The following is a 14,721-nucleotide window of genomic DNA, read 5'->3' on the forward strand; positions in this document are numbered from 1 at the left end:
TCCGGCTACACCCTCTAGCCGTGGCTACGGAGCAGAGCCTTCCGCCGACGCGGATCGAGCGCCGCCGGGCCGCCGTGCGCGACGAGGCGCTGGACCACGCTCTCGCCCTGATGACCGAGGAGGGTGTCGGTGCGCTGACGGTCACGGAGGTGGCCCGGCGCATGGGGATCCGCGGACCGTCGCTGTACAAGTACTTCCCCAGCCGGCACGCGTTGTACGACGCACTGTTCGCCCGCGGTCTGGCGACCCAGCAGGCCGCCGTCCGCGCCGCCGTCGGCGACGCCCGGGGTGTGGCGGCTCTCCGCGCCGGCGGCCGGGCCGTCGTGCGCTGGGCGGTCGAGCACCCGGCGCTCGCCCAGCTGCTGCACTGGCGCCCGGTCCCGGGCTTCGAGCCCTCCCCACCGTGTTCGAGCCGGCGGTCGAGGAGATGGCCGACGTGCGGGCGGTGTTCGCCGAATCCGTGCGGCTCGGCCAGCTGGCGCCGGCGGCCGACTCCGACGTCGCGGTCCGCCTCTGGACCGTCGTCCTGGGCGGGCTGATCTCCCAGCAGCTGGCCAACCAGCCGGGCACCTCCTTCGCCGACGGCGTCTTCAGCCGGCTCACCGACACCGCGATCGACCAGTTCCTCTCCGCCTATCCCCCTGAGGAGTCGCCATGCAGACACTGGACCGCGACGAGGTCAGCACGGTCGTCGCAGCCCCGCCCGAGGTCGTCTACGACCTCGTCGCCGACGTGACCCGGACGCCCGAGTTCAGCCCCGAGATCAGCAGCTGCCGCTGGCTGGACGGCGCCACCGGCCCGGCGGTCGGCGCGCGCTTCGAGGCGGTCAACACCAACGCGCGGGGCAAGAGCTGGAAGAACCGGCCGGTCGTGACGGTGGCGGAGCCCGGCCGGGCATTCGCCGTCACCCGCACCGAACCGTTCGCCGGCACGATCACCTGGCGCTACCGCTTCGAACGGGTCGACGGCGGCACGCGGGTGGTCGAGAGCTACGAGGTGGAGCGGCCGGTGAGCCGGATCGGCTGGTTCGTGATCGAGCGGATCTTCGGCGACCGCGACCGGCGCGGGGCCCTGAACGCCGGGATGCGGACCACCCTGGACCGGCTGCGGACGGCTGCCGAGGCGGGCTCCCCGACGCCTCCTGAGGGCGGACAGGGCCAAGTCCGCCCTCAGGTGCCCAGCTCCCGGGCGCACGCGGCTGCCCGCTGGAGCAGGAGGGTGCGCTCCCGCTCGTTGCGGGTCATGTCCGCGGCCCGCTCGAACTCCGCGCGCGCCTCGTCCCGTCGTCCCAGCTGCTCGAGCAGGTCGCCGCGCACGGTGGGGAGGAGGTGGTACCCGGCGAGCGCACGGTCCTCGCTCAGCGCGTCGACCAGCTCCAGGCCGGACTCGGCGCCGTACGCGCGCGAGACGGCCACCGCGCGGTTGAGCTCGACCACCGGCGAGCGGGTGAGCCCCGCCAGCGCCTCGTACAGCGCGGCGATCCGCACCCAGTCGGTGTCCTCCACGCTGGTCGCGCGCGCGTGGCAGGCGGCGATCGACGCCTGCAGCGCGTACGGGCCGAGCACCTCGCCGACCTCCTCGGCGCGCCGCAGGGCGGCCAGCCCACGTCCGATGAGGACCCGGTCCCAGGCCGCGCGGTTCTGGTCGGTCAGGGTGATCGCCTGGCCGTCGGGCCCGACCCGGGCTGCCAGCCGCGACGCCTGGATCTCCATGAGCGCCACCAGCCCGTGCACCTCCGGCTCCCCGGGCACCAGCCCCGCCAGGATCCGGCCGAGCCGCATGGCCTCCTGGCACAGCGACGGGCGGATCAGGTCCTCCCCGCCGTCGCCGAGTACCCCTCGTTGAAGATGAGGTAGAGCACCTCGAGGACCGAGCCGACCCGGGCGCTGAACTCGGGCCCGGCCGGTGTCTCGAACGGCACGTGGGCGGCGGTCAGGGTGCGCTTGGCGCGCACGATCCGCTGCGCGAGCGTCTTCTCCGGCACGAGGAACGCCCGGGCGATCTCGTCGGTCGCCAGACCGCCGACCAGCCGCAGCGTGAGGGCCACGCGGGCCTCCCGCGAGAGCACCGGGTGGCAGGCGATGAACACCAGCCGCAGGACGTCGTCCTCGACGACCTCGTCGAGCGCGGCGGCCCAGTCCTCCTCGACGTCCTCGCGGTCCACGAGATCCCGACCGAGCTCCTCCGTCTTGCGCTGGAGGTTCTGCGCCCTCCGGAAGGAGTCGATCGCCCGGTGCTTGGCGGCGGCCATCAGCCACGCCCCCGGCTTGGCCGGCACGCCGGTGTCCTGCCACTGCTCGAGGGCCGCGACCAGGGCGTCCTGCGCCAGGTCCTCGGCCAGTCCGACGTCTCCGGTCACGCGGGTCAGGGCACCGACGATGCGGGCGGACTCCATGCGCCAGACGGCGTCGACCACGCGGTGCAGGTCCGCGGTCGACGCCGTCCGGGCCGGTGGGGTGGCCACTCGCCGGTCACTCGCCCCGCTGCTGGGCGACGGTCTCGCGCAGCGCGTTCTCCTGCTCCTGGAGCTCGGGGGTGAAGGCCTCGCCGAAGTCCTCCGCCGTGGAGAACGGGCGGATCTCGAGCTCGCCACCGCGGAACGGCGCCTTGCGCGCCCACTCGATCGCCTCCTCCCGGGAGGAGACCTCGAACACCCAGTACCCCGAGACCAGCTCCTTGGTCTCGGTGAACGGCCCGTCGATGACGGTGGCGTTGCCGGCCTCGTCGAACTGCACCCGGGCGCCGTGCCTGCTCGGCCGCAGGCCGTCGCCGTCGAGCATGATGCCGGCCTTCACCAGCTCCTCGTTGTAGGCACCCATCGCCTCGAGCATGCCTGTGCTCGGCAGCGCACCCTTCTCGCTGTCCTCGGTCGCCTTGACGATCACCATGAACCGCATCGCTGGTTCTCCTTCGTGTCCTGTCCGGTGAGCGGAGGCCGATCGTCGCGACCGGCGCGAACCCCGCTCTACTGACACGTCGAACGACCGGCACCTGGATCGACACGTCCTCCCGACATTTTTCTCGATGGTGGTCGAACGGCGTCCCACGGGGTGCGCGCACCCTCGTGGGTAGGCGCAGAGCATGGACCGCCCGCCACCGAAGCCGGACCACGCCCCCGAGACCGAAGGACTGGCCCGCAGGCTGGACAAGCCGATGGGCGTGCTCGGCCTGGTGTTCGTGCTGGTCGTCCTCGGCCAGTCGCTGGCCCGGGAGGCCTGGCTGGTGACGACGCTGACCGTGCTCGGCTGGCTGGCCTGGGCGGTCTTCGTGGCCGAGTTCGCCTACCGGGCGCTGAAGGCCACGGACAAGCGCCGGTTCTGGGCCCGGAACTGGTGGCAGGTGATCTTCCTGGCGGTGCCGTTCCTCCGGTTCGCCCGGGCGCTCACGTTCCTGCGGGCCGCGCGCGTGGGCGGGGTGCTGTCCGCGGCGGTCCGCGGGTCGCGCTCGGCCGGCCGGCTCCTCACGGGACGGATCGGCTGGCTGACCGCGATCACCGGTGTCGTCGTCCTGGCATCGAGCCAGCTGCTGTACGTCGTGGGCGCCTATGACAGCTACGGCCCGGCCCTCCACGACGCCGCGCTGGCGACCGTCAGCGGGGAACCGCTCTCGGCCCCCGGTGGGCTGGCGCGCTTCCTCGACGTCGTCCTGGCCGTCTACTCGGTCGCCGTCTTCGCCACCGTGGCCGGCGCCCTGGGCGCCTACTTCCTGGACCGCAACCGGTCGGATGCGGCGGTGGCTCAGCCCTCACCGCCGTGGTGATGGGCCCGCGCGTAGGCGGTGAGGATGTCCGCGGTCGACCCACCCACTCCCAGGAACTGCTCGTCGAGCACGTGCGCGAAGTCGTCGATCGCGGTGGCGAGCAAGCCGGCGGCCAGGCGGACGTCCTTCCGCGGCGCCAATCGGCCTGCCGCGCCAAGGCGGGACGCGACGGACAGCATGGCCGGCAGCGACGCATCCTCCATGCCGTCGCGGAAGTAGTACGTCTCGTTGTACTGGGTCACGTCGACCCGGGCCTGGACCAGCCCGCCCGCGAGGCCGTCGAGCAGCGGCGCGGCCAGCGTCGACCCCGGGTCGTGCAGCAGGTCCTCCGCGGGCACCGTGCGCAGCTGCGCGAGCCGCACGGCGAGCGAGCGGCGGCGGATGAGGGCGGGGTACACCTGCAGCACCCAGGTCACCGATCCGGTGAGCAGCGCGAAGCCGATCAGCGCCTGCACCGGGACGGCGATCCGCAGCCAGCCCGCCGCCGGGACGATGTCGCCGAAGCCGAGCGTGGCGAGCGTGACCGTGGACAGGTAGACCGCGTCGAGCACCTGGCTGCGCTCGCTCACGTCCAGACCGCTCTGGTAGACGAACCCTTCGGGCAGGTGCGGCGCGTACACCAGCGCACCGCCCCCGATGAGCAGCAACAGCCACATCCCGATCACCAGGGCCAGGGCGATCGGGCCGGTCAGCACTCCCGCCGTGCCGCGCTCGCGCCGGCGCTGACCGAGCCGCCAGAGGCCGCGCATGACGAGGTGGCTCAGGTCACCGCGGCCGCTCGGGTGCCAGATGGTGTGGAAGATGTCCCGCAGCGCGACGAGGACGAGCACGACCCCGGCGCCGGTGATCAGCCAGTCCGCCCAGTACGCCATCGGGTCGAGCCTGCCAAACCAGCGCGCCCGGGGCCTCCCGAGGGTGTGCCGCCCCCGGACGACGAGTGCCCCGCCGGTGGACCGGCGGGGCACCCGGACGAGGAACGGAGGTCAGATCGCCGCTGGCGCGCGCGCCCCGGCCCGACGCGGAACCCTCCAGGCCTCGATGCGGTAACGATGCGTTCCCGTCGTCCCGACCACCTCACCCACCCCGGGGCACCGGTCCGCGTGAGCGGCCGGGACCCGGGTAGGGACGGCCGCATGAGCGACGACGGGGCAGGTCAGGGCGGTTTCGCCGAGCAGCTCGGCGCGCGGGCGGAGGTCGCCGACGACGGGTCGGCCCGGATGAGCTTCACGGTGCTGGAGGAGCACCTCAACCAGGCGGGCGCGCTGCACGGCGGCGTCCTCGCGACGCTCGTCGACACCGCGATGGGTGCCGCCGTGCGTTCCGCGGTCGACGCCGGCGACGTGCCGGCGACCAGCCAGTTGACCGTCACCTACCTGCGGCCGGGAAGCCCGGCGACCTGACCGTCACGGCGCGGCTGCGGACCCGCGGCGAGCACCTGACGGTCACCGAGGCCGACGTCGAGCAGGACGGGAAGAGCCTGGTCCACGCCGTCGCGACCTTCGCCCTGCTGCACCCCTGAACCGGCCGGCCGCCGGTCGCCATGTCGACCTGTCGACACGTCGACCGGCCGGTGACGGAGGACCCGTGCGGGGGACGCGGGGCTGGCGCACCTGAGTAGCGTCGAGGACGACATCTCTGCTGCCTGGGAGGCACCCCGTCGTTATGCGGTCCGGACGCTGCGCCGAAGCCCATCTGGGCTGCCCCTGCCGGGGCGACCAGACGATCCACGAGGAGCGCTCGAAGGAGATCACCGAGGCACGGGCCCATGCGGCGGAATCCGTCGACTGCCCCGAGTGCGGCGCGGCCACAACCCCGCTGAGCATCGTCAGCTGGGGCCACTGCCGGGCCTGCCGCACGGCGCAGTCGCGGGAGATGTACCCCTCCGCTGGTGAGCTGGTCCCGGTGACGGAACCGGAGGACCATCGGGGCATGACCACCGCGAGCTGGAACGGAACCGTCGTCGCCGAGTCCGACGACATCGTGACCGTCGAGGGCAACGCCTACTTCCCGCGCGACGCCGTCCGCGAGGACGTGCTGCGTCCGTCGGCGAAGCAGACAGTCTGCCCCTGGAAGGGCACCGCGTCCTACTTCGACCTCGAGGTCGGCGGTCAGGTCAACGGGGCCGCCGCCTGGTACTACCCCGAGCCGAAGGATGCCGCGCAGGAGATCGCCGGGCGGGTGGCCTTCTGGAAGGGCGTCGAGATCCGCTGACCCGCGGTCAGCGGGGCGGGCGCCGGCCAGTTCCCGGGCCGCGGAGGCGGCGTCGGCGTCCAGCTGGCGGGCGATCGCCTCCTGGAAGGAGTCGTAGGCGGTGTCGGGCGTGGTGCCCAGCGCCGTCCCGATCTCCTCCCACCCGGCACCGCCGCGCAGGGCCGCCCGGATGCCGATCAGCTGGCTGTCGTGCGCCTTGCGCGCGACCACCTCGCCGAGCGCCAGGAGCTCCAGTGCCTCGTAGGTGTCCAGGGATGTGTCGACGTCCTTGAGCGAGGACGCCCAGTCGTCGTCGTCCTGCTGCCGGACGGTGTTGAGGGTGGTCTCTCCGCTGTCGCGTCTGCTGAGGAAGTCGAGTCGGGTCGCGGCCGTCGAAAGCGAGAACTCCGCTTCGAGGACCTCCGGGGTGATGCTCATACCCGCAGACTTCCCCGCCCGTCCCGGCGCGCCAAACTCCCGCCCCGGGTGACCCTCGATACCCCCCGGTACCCCAGCGGGGCGCTACGGAGCGGACCCGGGCGCACACGCGGAAGGGCCCGCACCCCTTGCGGGGTGCGGGCCCTTGCGGCGTCACGTGGTTCAGCTGGAGACGCCCACGGCCTCCTTGGCCAGGGCGGCCAGCTGGGTCTGCGCGGCGCTCGCGACGTTGGCCCGGTTCTTGTGGGCCTCCTCGTAGTTGATGACCACGTGGATGTCGCGCGGCTCCTTCAGGCCCTTGATGGCCTTGATGGCGTCGCCCACCGAGAGGTTGTCGTAGTTCTTGATCGGCAGCTCGTCGGCGGAGACGTCGCCGAGCTCTTCGCGGGCGGACTTGGCGGCCTCGGCGGCGTCCTTGTTGCCCTCGCGGGCAGCGACCTGCTCGGCGCGGCGCAGCGTGGCGCTGCGGCCGGCGGTCAGGCTCTCGCGGACGGCGTCGGTCAGCGCGGCGGCGCGGTCGGTGACGGCGGAGAACCGGTCGGAGGTCTCCTCACCGGCGTGCTTGACCGTGTCGACGGCGTTGTTGACCGTGTTGGCCCAGAAGCGGACGGGGGCGTTGACCGCACGGGCCACGCCGCCGGCGACCTTCTGCACCGGGGTCGGCACGAGGGCGACGGGGCCGCCCATGGCCTCCTCGGCGAGGACGACGGTCAGCCACTCGACGGTCGCCTTGTGGGCGTCGACGAGCTTCTCGGCGAGCTTGCGCACGTCGGTCTTGCCGGCCTGGTCGGCCAGCACCTTGACGTAGGTGGCGCGGTCGAGCAGCTGGTGCTCGAGCTGCAGGTCGGTGAACAGCGCCTCCTCGAACGGGGCGGCCTGCTCGAAGGTGGCCTTCAGCGTCGCCGAGAGGCGGCCGACGGCCGGGGTGACGACGTCCGGGACGCCACCGAGCGAGCGGAGCTGCTCGGTGATCTCCAGGGTGCGGGCCGCGGCGTTCTCGGCGTTCTCGGTGAGCTCGCGGCGCACGGCCTCGGTGCGGGCCTGCGAGATGCGGGTGCGTGCGACCTGCTCCTCGGTCTGCGTGAGCAGAACGAGGGCGCGCAGCTGGTTGATGAGCTTGCTGGTGGTGTCGGTCATGACGAAGGAACAACTCCTGGGATCTGGATGGCCCCGGTGCAGGGTCCCGGCGCGAGCTCGCGAGGGCCGGGGGCAGCGGGGTCCTTGCGCTGACGGTCCTCTCCATGCCCCGCGGATCCAGGGTGCTAACTCCAGCAAGCGGATTGCTAGCAGTGAGCCCCGTCACGGCGTCCTGGGTGCTCACCCGGACGGCGGGCGGTACTCCGCCGACACGCCCAGCACCTCGCTCAGGGCTCGCAGCTCGGCCTCGAACATCGGTGCGGCGTCGTCCAGCGCGAAGCGCAGGTGGCCGAAGACCTCCATGCAGACCATCCCGTAGAGCCGGATCCAGCAGGACAGGAAGACGTGCACCACGCCCAGCGGCAGCGGGACCGGGAGCTTCGCGCACCACGCCTGCAGCTGCTGCTGCAGCTCCGGCTCGATGTCGTCGTCGGCCGGCACGGCGAAGCCGCGCTCGAGGTAGATCCGCGCGACCAGTTCGGCGAAGACCCCACCGAAGCGCGCTCCGGCGACCCGCGCGGGCCTGCTCTCGTCGACCTCGCCGGAGGGCAGCAGCCGCTCCCCGCGCTGCCGAACAGCAGGCCGAACTCCGGGTGGTGCGTGGTTGCCCAGGTGCGGAAGGCCCGGGCGACGGCGAGCAGTTGCGCCGGAGGGCTCGCCGGCTCGGTGGCGTCGCGCACGGCCTCGAGCTCGTCGCTGAGCTCGTCGTAGATGTCGGCGACGACGTGCTCGACCAGGTCCTCGCGGCTGGCGAAGTAGCGGTAGAGCCCGGGCGCGGTCATGCCCATCTCGCGGGCGACCGCGCGCAGGGCCAGACCGTCGACCCCCTGGTCGACGAGCACCTTGCGCGCCGTCGCGCGGATCTCGCGCACCGTGTCGGCGCGCGCGCGATCACGGCGGCTCAGCGGCTCGGCCGGCAGTTCGGTCATCGTTCCTCGTCATTTCTCTTGACAGGTGTGAACACCGTTAGCAGAGTGATCGCCGTTCGCTAACACCGTTCACTGCCGGACCGACGCTAGCACTGGAGACGCCATGTTCGAGGCCCTCGGCCGGGTGATGTACCGCCGCCGTCGCTGGGTGGTGGCACTGGCGCTGGCGTTCCTCGCCTTCGCCGGGATCTGGGGAACCGGGGTCTTCGGCGCCATGACCGGCGGCGGGTTCGAGGATCCCGACAGCGAGAGCTCGCAGGCCGGCGAGGTCGCCGAGCGGGAGCTCGGTCGCGGCGGCGGCGACGTCGTCGTCCTGTACTCCAGCGACGGGCTGACCGTCGACGACGGTGCCTACGCCTCCGCCGTCGAGGAGAGCCTGGCGCGGCTCCCGGACGACGTCGTCGAGGAGGCGGTGACCTTCTTCGGCACCGGCGCGCCCCAGCTGGTCAGCGAGGACCGGACCGCCACCTACGCCCTGCTCACGCTGGCCGGCGACGAGGACCAGCGCACCGAGGGCCTGGAGGCGATCGAGGACGACCTGACCGCCGAGGGGCTGGAGACGCAGATCGGCGGCGGGACGACGATCAACCGCGACATCAACGAGCAGGTGAGCGCCGACATCGCGCGGGCGGAGATGATCTCGCTGCCGATCCTGGCGGTGCTGCTGGTCGTCATCTTCGGCAGCTTCGCGGCGGCCGGCCTGCCGCTGGCGATCGGCGTGGTCGCGATCCTCGGCTCGTTCGCGGCGCTGCGCGGCTTCTCGATGGTCACCGACGTCTCGATCTTCGCCGTCAACGTCGTCACCATCACCGGCCTGGGGTTGGCCATCGACTACGGCCTGTTCATGGTGAGCCGGTTCCGCGAGGAGATCCGCCGGCAGCCGGACACCGAGACGGCGCTGGCGCGCACGATGGCGACCGCCGGGCGGACGGTGGCCGTCTCCGGCATCACGGTCGCGATCTCGCTGGCCGGGCTGCTGATCTTCCCGCAGGTGTTCCTGCGGTCGATGGGCTTCGGCGGGATGAGCGCCGTCCTCATCGCCATGCTCGCCGCCCTTACCCTGCTGCCGGCGCTGCTGGCGATGCTCGGGCCGAAGGTCGACGCGCTGTCGGTGCGCCCGTGGCTCCGGCGGCTCGTCCGCCGTCCCCCGCGGACGTGGCCAGCTCTGCGGGAGCCGAGCACGGGGCGTGGGCGCGGATCGCGCACAGCGTGATGCGCCGGCCGGTCGTCTACGCCGTCGTCGTCACCGCCGTCCTGGTGTTCCTCGCCCTGCCCTTCCTGCGGGTGCAGTTCGGCGGGGTCGACGAGCGGGCCCTTCCCGAGGGCACCGAGAGCCGCGTCGTGTCGGAGACGCTGAAGGCCGACTTCCCGCCCAGCGAGCGCGGCCCGATCGACGCGGTCGTGACCCTGCCCGACGCCGTCGACTCCCCACGGGCGGAGCCGCGCTGCAGGCCTACGTGGAGCGGGTCGCCGCGGTGCCGGGGGTGGACGGCGCGACGATCGCCGGCGCGGCCGGGGAGACCGCCCGGGTCGACATCGCCTACGCCGGCGACCCGCTGTCCACCGAGGCCCGCGACCTCGTCGGCGAGATCCGCGCCGTCCCGGCGCCCGAGGGCGGCGAGGTGCTCGTCGGCGGGCAGACGGCGGCGCTGGAGGACCTGCTCGACAGCCTCGCCTCGCTGCTGCCCTGGATGGCGCTGTTCGTGGTGGCGACGACGTTCGTGCTGCTGTTCCTGGCCTTCGGCTCGCTGGTGCTGCCGGTGAAGGCGGTGGTGATGAACGTGCTGTCGCTGGGTGCCTCGTTCGGCGCGCTGGTCTGGATCTTCCAGGACGGCAACCTGTCCGGATTCCTGGACTTCACGCCGACCGGGTTCGTGGAGGCGACCCAGCCGATCCTGGTGCTGGCCATCGTCTTCGGGCTCTCGATGGACTACGAGGTGTTCCTCATGTCCCGCATCCGGGAGGAGTACGACCGGACCGGCGACAACACGACCGCCGTCGCGACGGGGCTGCAGCGCACCGGCGGGATCATCACCAGCGCGGCGTTGCTGCTGCTCGTGGTGATCGGCGCGTTCTCGCTGTCGGGGATCACCTTCATCAAGATGATCGGCGTCGCCATGCTGATCGCGATCGTGGTCGACGCGACCGTCGTCCGGATCCTGCTGGTGCCGGCCACCATGCGGCTGCTCGGCCGGGCGAACTGGTGGGCGCCCGGGCCGCTGGGCCGCCTCTACGCGCGCTACGGCATCCGCGAGTCCGACGGCGAACCGCTTCCCCAGCGCGAACCAGAACTCGCCGGCGCCCGCTGAAGCATCCGCCTGCCCTCAGGCAAAGGAACCTTTACCTGCGTTCTCGGCTCCAGGACGCAGGTAAAGGTTCCTTTGCCTGACGCGGTCGCCCGGATCGACGGTCAGGCGTTCGCCGGCATCTCGTTCTCGACGGACAGGCGCGGGTTCACCCGGAACCGGAGGACCGGCTGGGTGTCGTCGTCCAGGAGATGGCGCGGCGCCAGCCGCACCCGGCGGGCCGGCAGCGCGGACGGCGGCAGCAGCTTGCCGCAGCCGACGCAGTACCGGCCACGCTGCTCGACGGCGCTGCAGTGGGTGCAGGTCATGGTGCCTCCTCGAACTCGGACGTCCCCCGCGGGCTCGTTCGATGGGGACGATCGCAGCTCGGGACGACGGATCTCGACGGTTCTCGACCCGTGGGACGACACGTAATCCGACCGTCACCTACCCGGAGATCTGCGTCACGGGCACGGATACGGCTGGTCGCCCAGGACGTCGTCCCGCAACCGGTCGAGGAACGGCACCTGGCCCGTCAGCAGCTTGCCCCGCGCCTCGTCGAGACCGAACCAGGCCGCCCCGTCGATCTCGGGGAACTCCTGCAGCCGCCCCGAACGCGGCGGCCACTCGAGCTGGAACGTGTTGCTCCGGATCGCGGTGGCGTCCAGGTCGCCCTCGGCGGCCCACACCGTGAGCACCTTGGCGCTGGTCACCTTCGCCGACCCCAGCGGGACGAGGTCCCCGCCGGGCACGGGCGAGCCGAGCTCTTCCGCGAACTCCCGCCGGGCGACGGCGAGCGGGTCCTCGTCCGGCCCGTGCTCGCCCTTCGGGATCGACCATGCACCGTCGTCCTTCCTCGCCCAGAACGGGCCGCCCATGTGCCCGAGCAGCACCTCGGGCCCGTCCGGTCCCCGCCGGTACAGCAGGATCCCCGCACTCGTCCTCGGCACGGGGCCAGCCAATCAGAGGTGCGTCAGCGCCTCGGAGAGGTCGACGACGTCGGCGTACTTGGCGTCGAGGTCGGCGAGGTTGTTCTCGTGCACCGCCGGCGTGCGGTCCGCGCACGCCTCGCGCACCACCTGGGGACGGAAGCCGGAGTTGAGCGCGTCCATGGCGGTGGCCCGGACGCACCCGGAGGTGGAGACGCCGGCGAGCACGACGGTGTCCACACCCGCCGCGTGCAGCGTGGGCGCCAGCGACGTCCCGAAGAAGGCCGAGGCGTACTGCTTGACGACCACCGGCTCCCCTGGCCCCGGGGCGAGGGTGAGGTCGCCCCAGCTGCCCGGGGCGCCCTCGGCGAAGGCGGCCAGGGCGGGCACCTTGCGGACGAACAACCCACCGTCGGCGAGATCCGGGCGGTACCGGACGACGGTCCACAGCACCGGGTGCCCGGCAGAGCGGGCCGCGTCGACCAGCGCCGCCGTCGCCTCGACCGCCGGTCCGGGATCGGGGAGCCCGAACGGGCCGTCCGGCTCGGTGTAGGCCCGGACGAGGTCGATGACGACGACGGCGGGGCGCGACCCCCAGCCCACGCGGCCCGAGAAGGCCGACCCGTGCGGGCCGGGGACCGGCTCCGGCTGACTCACACCCACACGGGCCGCTTCGGCGCCGGCAGGCCGGTCTCCTCCTCGCAGCGGGCCAGCAGCTCCTCGAGGGGCGGTCCCATGTCGAAGACGGGCAGCTCGGCGGGCCGGTCGGCGCGCATCTGGTCGCGCCGGTTCTCGGTCGCCTCGGCGTCCACCGCGCCGTCCTCGTCCACGCAGACGCCGTAGCACTCGGCGCCCTTCGCCGTCACCAGGCCCCGTCGCACCTCCTTCGCCACCAGCTCCGGATCGCGCTCGAGGGGATCGCCCCAGCCGCCGCCGCCCCAGGTGACGAAGTGCAGCACGTCGCCCGGCGCGACCGGTACGTCGTGGCACTTGCTGGGCAGCACCGAGCGGGTGCCGTCGGCGCGCTCGAGCCACTTCGTGCCGCGGGAACCGGGGTGCCCGCCGTTGACGCCCCAGGGGTAGGTCAGCCACCGGTCGTCGTGGATGGCGATCGTGCCCGGCTCCTCGAAGACGTAGGCGACGTCGACGCCGTTGCCGCCACGGTGCAGGCCGGCTCCGCCGGTGTCGGCGACGGTCTCCCACTGCTCGATCCGCAGCGGGTAGTAGGACTCCAGGTACTCGCACGGGATGTTGGTGAAGCTGGGCCACAGCGAGTGCCCGTCCGGCCCGTCGCCCATCGGCCGGCCGGGGATGCCGCCGAAGCCGATCGAGTACAGCTGGAACCACTCCCCTTCCGCTCGCCGCCCGAGTAGTGGCCGGAGTACATGAAGTGCGGCGACGAGGAGAAGCCGGCGGCGTTGAGCAGCGCCGGGTTGGTCTGCCCGAGCAGGCCGCCGAACAGGTCGAAAACCCGGCCGATGCCGTGGTTGCGGCCCGACAACGCCGCCGGGAACTTTGGCTTCCAGTACGAGCCGTCGGGGATCGTGACGTCGACCAGCGGGTAGAAGCCGTCGTTCCAGAGGATCTGCGGATCGGCCACGGTGATCATGTAGATCCCGAAGAACATCCGGGTCAGGTTCTCGTTGATGTAGTAGTTGATCGGCCCCACCGCCTGCGGGGACGAGCCGGTGAAGTCGATGTGCACCTTGTCGCCGGTGCGGGTGAGCGACATCGTGAGCTCGTACGGGCCGTTGCCGACGCCGTCGTCGCAGATGTAGTCGGTGAAGGAGAGCGTGCGGCCCTCCTCGAACACCATCGACAGCAGCACCTTCATGGCGTCGTAGTTGCGCTGCAGCAGGGCGTCGAGCGCGGACAGGTAGGTGCCGGTGCCGAACCGGTCGCACATCTCCTCCACCCGCCGGGCGGCGGTGCGGCAGGCGGCGACCAGACCGTTGAGATCGGCGCGGTTCCAGTCGGGCTTGCGGACCTGGTTGAGGATGATCCGCAGCGCGTCCTCGTTCGCCACGCCCCGCTGGTAGAGCTTGAAGGGCGGGATGACCACGCCCTCCTCGTAGATGGTGGTGGCGTCGGTCGGCATGGACGACGGCGTCTTGCCGCCCACGTCGGACATGTGCCCGAACATCGACGCCCAGCCCACGAGCCCGCCCTCGTGGAAGATCGGGACGACGACCAGCCAGTCGTTGGCGTGACTGATCGCGGCACCGCAGGAGTACGGGTCCGAGGTGAGCAGCACGTCGCCCTCCTCGATGGTGCCGTCGAAGCCCTCGAGGAAGTCCGGGATGGACAGGCCGAACTGGCCGACGACCATCTTCCCGTCGCGGTCGGCGATCAGCGGGAACTCGTCGTGCTGCTCGCGGATGCCCGGCGACAGCGCCGTCCGGAAGAGGACCTCGTCCATCTCGTAGCGGGCGTTGCGCAGGCCGTTCTCGATGAGGTCGAGGGTGATCGGGTCGACGGCACCCTTCTCGATCGTGCCGGTCGCGGTCTCGATGATCTGCGCCATGGCGCTCAGCCCTCCGACGGGTTGATCAGCAGGGAGCCCGAGGGGTGCACGGTGGCGGCGTGCCCGGGCAGGACGAGGGTCGTGGAGTCCATCTCGGTGACGATCGCGGGGCCGTGCACGACGTCGCCGGCGCGCAGCCGGGCCCGGTCGTAGACGTTCGCGGGCACCTGCTCGCCGCCGACGTGGATCGAGTGCTCGGTGATGAGTGCGGGACCGGGGTCCCCGTCGCCGTCCTCGAGCCGCACGGGGGCGACGTCGGGCTTTGGGCCGGTGACCGTCGCGCGGGCGTTGACCAGCTCGTGGTCGACGTCGAGCAGGAAGGAGAACAGCCGGTCGTGCTCGGCGTCGAAGGTCTCCCCAGCTTCCCGAACGCCTGGTCGGGGGCGTCGAGCCAGGCGGGGTCGACGACGACCGGGATCTCGAAGCCCTGGCCGTGGTACCGGACGTCCACCTGGTAGGTGACCGTCTGCTCCTCGCGCGCGGTGCCCTGGTCGGCCAGCCGCTGCCCGGCGTCGTCGGCCAGCTCACGG

Annotated in this window: 18 protein-coding genes and 3 pseudogenes; 8 read left to right on the forward strand and 13 right to left on the reverse strand. The window is 72.3% G+C overall.

Annotation, left to right across the window (positions count from 1 at the left end):
• Window positions 1-20: 20 nt before the first annotated feature.
• From U6N30_RS18855 to U6N30_RS34180, 3 genes and pseudogenes are all read left to right on the forward strand, one after another.
• Window positions 21-539 (forward strand): TetR/AcrR family transcriptional regulator, encoded by a 519-nt coding sequence (locus tag U6N30_RS18855; RefSeq protein ID WP_324273461.1) that lies wholly within the window; start codon window positions 21-23, stop codon window positions 537-539.
• The gene (locus U6N30_RS18860) at window positions 461-736 is read left to right on the forward strand and encodes a hypothetical protein (RefSeq protein ID WP_324273462.1); all 276 of its coding nucleotides are present in this window, start codon (window positions 461-463) and stop codon (window positions 734-736) included. Before U6N30_RS18855 ends, U6N30_RS18860 begins: the two co-directional genes overlap by 79 nt.
• A pseudogene (locus tag U6N30_RS34180) lies at window positions 655-1,062 on the forward strand (SRPBCC family protein); the annotation flags it as partial. The gene U6N30_RS18860 and the pseudogene U6N30_RS34180, both read left to right, overlap by 82 nt.
• A 107-nt stretch (window positions 1,063-1,169) precedes the next feature.
• On the opposite strand, the gene U6N30_RS18870 reads toward U6N30_RS34180, so the two are convergent.
• Genes U6N30_RS18870 through U6N30_RS18880 form a run of 3 tightly spaced genes read right to left on the reverse strand, consistent with a single transcriptional unit; the run spans window position 1,170 to window position 2,897 of the window.
• On the reverse strand, window positions 1,170-1,781 hold the full coding sequence (locus tag U6N30_RS18870) for an RNA polymerase sigma factor (RefSeq protein ID WP_324273464.1): 612 nt from the start codon (window positions 1,779-1,781) through the stop codon (window positions 1,170-1,172).
• A 26-nt stretch (window positions 1,782-1,807) separates the two neighbouring features.
• Window positions 1,808-2,416 (reverse strand): RNA polymerase sigma factor, encoded by a 609-nt coding sequence (locus U6N30_RS18875; RefSeq protein WP_324273465.1) that lies wholly within the window; start codon window positions 2,414-2,416, stop codon window positions 1,808-1,810.
• 55 nt (window positions 2,417-2,471) lie between these two features.
• A complete protein-coding gene (locus U6N30_RS18880; RefSeq protein WP_324273466.1) occupies window positions 2,472-2,897 on the reverse strand; it encodes a YciI family protein in 426 nt (141 codons plus the stop codon).
• 184 nt (window positions 2,898-3,081) lie between these two features.
• Here U6N30_RS18880 and U6N30_RS18885 point away from each other — a divergent pair, with 184 nt between their 5' ends.
• Complete coding sequence (locus U6N30_RS18885; RefSeq protein ID WP_324273467.1) at window positions 3,082-3,759, forward strand: hypothetical protein; 678 nt, start codon at window positions 3,082-3,084, stop codon at window positions 3,757-3,759.
• Here the strand turns inward: U6N30_RS18885 and U6N30_RS18890 are convergent.
• Window positions 3,738-4,631, reverse strand: a complete 894-nt coding sequence (locus U6N30_RS18890; RefSeq protein WP_324273468.1) for a potassium channel family protein — start codon at window positions 4,629-4,631, stop codon at window positions 3,738-3,740. The genes U6N30_RS18885 and U6N30_RS18890 overlap by 22 nt on opposite strands.
• Window positions 4,632-4,892: 261 nt before the next feature.
• Between U6N30_RS18890 and U6N30_RS18895 the strand changes: the two genes are divergently transcribed.
• On the forward strand, window positions 4,893-5,159 hold the full coding sequence (locus U6N30_RS18895) for a PaaI family thioesterase (protein WP_324273469.1): 267 nt from the start codon (window positions 4,893-4,895) through the stop codon (window positions 5,157-5,159).
• Between the two features lie 529 nt (window positions 5,160-5,688).
• Window positions 5,689-5,970 (forward strand): DUF427 domain-containing protein, encoded by a 282-nt coding sequence (locus tag U6N30_RS18900; protein ID WP_324273470.1) that lies wholly within the window; start codon window positions 5,689-5,691, stop codon window positions 5,968-5,970.
• Window positions 5,971-6,549: 579 nt separating this feature from the next.
• Here the strand turns inward: U6N30_RS18900 and U6N30_RS18905 are convergent.
• The 3 genes and pseudogenes from U6N30_RS18905 to U6N30_RS34190 form a co-directional block, all read right to left on the reverse strand.
• Window positions 6,550-7,524, reverse strand: coding sequence for a ferritin-like domain-containing protein (locus tag U6N30_RS18905; protein ID WP_324273471.1), 975 nt, complete (start codon window positions 7,522-7,524; stop codon window positions 6,550-6,552).
• A 180-nt stretch (window positions 7,525-7,704) separates the two neighbouring features.
• Complete coding sequence (locus U6N30_RS34185) at window positions 7,705-8,136, reverse strand: TetR-like C-terminal domain-containing protein (RefSeq protein ID WP_422678127.1); 432 nt, start codon at window positions 8,134-8,136, stop codon at window positions 7,705-7,707.
• A gap of 122 nt (window positions 8,137-8,258) precedes the next feature.
• Window positions 8,259-8,453 (reverse strand): annotated as a pseudogene (locus U6N30_RS34190) (helix-turn-helix domain-containing protein); the annotation flags it as partial.
• Window positions 8,454-8,556: 103 nt separating this feature from the next.
• Between U6N30_RS34190 and U6N30_RS18915 the strand changes: the two are divergent.
• Entirely contained in the window at window positions 8,557-9,666 is a 1,110-nt protein-coding gene (locus U6N30_RS18915; protein ID WP_324273473.1) for an MMPL family transporter, read from the forward strand.
• Window positions 9,667-9,910: 244 nt separating this feature from the next.
• Complete coding sequence (locus U6N30_RS18920; protein WP_324273474.1) at window positions 9,911-10,762, forward strand: MMPL family transporter; 852 nt, start codon at window positions 9,911-9,913, stop codon at window positions 10,760-10,762.
• 101 nt (window positions 10,763-10,863) lie between these two features.
• Here U6N30_RS18920 and U6N30_RS18925 read toward each other — a convergent pair whose 3' ends face one another.
• The 6 genes and pseudogenes from U6N30_RS18925 to U6N30_RS18950 all read right to left on the reverse strand — a co-directional run bounded on the left by U6N30_RS18925 (window position 10,864) and on the right by U6N30_RS18950 (window position 14,436).
• Window positions 10,864-11,067: a hypothetical protein gene (locus tag U6N30_RS18925; protein WP_324273475.1), complete on the reverse strand. Its 204-nt coding sequence runs from the start codon at window positions 11,065-11,067 to the stop codon at window positions 10,864-10,866.
• Window positions 11,068-11,202: 135 nt separating this feature from the next.
• Window positions 11,203-11,700 carry an NUDIX hydrolase gene (locus U6N30_RS18930; RefSeq protein WP_324273476.1) on the reverse strand — a complete coding sequence of 166 codons (498 nt, stop codon included), beginning with the start codon at window positions 11,698-11,700 and terminating at the stop codon, window positions 11,203-11,205.
• Window positions 11,701-12,270 carry an isochorismatase family protein gene (locus tag U6N30_RS18935; RefSeq protein WP_324273477.1) on the reverse strand — a complete coding sequence of 190 codons (570 nt, stop codon included), beginning with the start codon at window positions 12,268-12,270 and terminating at the stop codon, window positions 11,701-11,703. It abuts the gene before it with no gap.
• A 50-nt stretch (window positions 12,271-12,320) separates the two neighbouring features.
• Entirely contained in the window at window positions 12,321-12,965 is a 645-nt protein-coding gene (locus U6N30_RS35570; RefSeq protein WP_479690518.1) for a hydantoinase B/oxoprolinase family protein, read from the reverse strand.
• A gap of 32 nt (window positions 12,966-12,997) precedes the next feature.
• Window positions 12,998-14,191: pseudogene (locus U6N30_RS35575) on the reverse strand (hydantoinase B/oxoprolinase family protein); the annotation flags it as partial.
• A 5-nt stretch (window positions 14,192-14,196) separates the two neighbouring features.
• The gene (locus U6N30_RS18950; RefSeq protein ID WP_324273478.1) at window positions 14,197-14,436 is read right to left on the reverse strand and encodes a hypothetical protein; all 240 of its coding nucleotides are present in this window, start codon (window positions 14,434-14,436) and stop codon (window positions 14,197-14,199) included.
• Window positions 14,437-14,721: the final 285 nt, after the last annotated feature.

It is taken from the genome of Blastococcus brunescens (genome assembly GCF_035320885.1).
Taxonomy (GTDB): Bacteria; Actinomycetota; Actinomycetes; order Mycobacteriales; family Geodermatophilaceae; genus Blastococcus_B; species Blastococcus_B brunescens.

Coding starts and splice junctions, on each gene's coding strand:
- U6N30_RS18870 (WP_324273464.1), bottom strand. CDS start 1,781: ATGCGGCTCGGCCGGATCCTGGCGGGGCTGGTGCCCGGGGAGCCGGAG.
- U6N30_RS18880 (WP_324273466.1), bottom strand. CDS start 2,897: ATGCGGTTCATGGTGATCGTCAAGGCGACCGAGGACAGCGAGAAGGGT.
- U6N30_RS18885 (WP_324273467.1), top strand. CDS start 3,082: ATGGACCGCCCGCCACCGAAGCCGGACCACGCCCCCGAGACCGAAGGA.
- U6N30_RS18890 (WP_324273468.1), bottom strand. CDS start 4,631: ATGGCGTACTGGGCGGACTGGCTGATCACCGGCGCCGGGGTCGTGCTC.
- U6N30_RS18895 (WP_324273469.1), top strand. CDS start 4,893: ATGAGCGACGACGGGGCAGGTCAGGGCGGTTTCGCCGAGCAGCTCGGC.
- U6N30_RS18900 (WP_324273470.1), top strand. CDS start 5,689: ATGACCACCGCGAGCTGGAACGGAACCGTCGTCGCCGAGTCCGACGAC.
- U6N30_RS18905 (WP_324273471.1), bottom strand. CDS start 7,524: ATGACCGACACCACCAGCAAGCTCATCAACCAGCTGCGCGCCCTCGTT.
- U6N30_RS18915 (WP_324273473.1), top strand. CDS start 8,557: ATGTTCGAGGCCCTCGGCCGGGTGATGTACCGCCGCCGTCGCTGGGTG.
- U6N30_RS18925 (WP_324273475.1), bottom strand. CDS start 11,067: ATGACCTGCACCCACTGCAGCGCCGTCGAGCAGCGTGGCCGGTACTGC.
- U6N30_RS35570 (WP_479690518.1), bottom strand. CDS start 12,965: ATGGGCGACGGGCCGGACGGGCACTCGCTGTGGCCCAGCTTCACCAAC.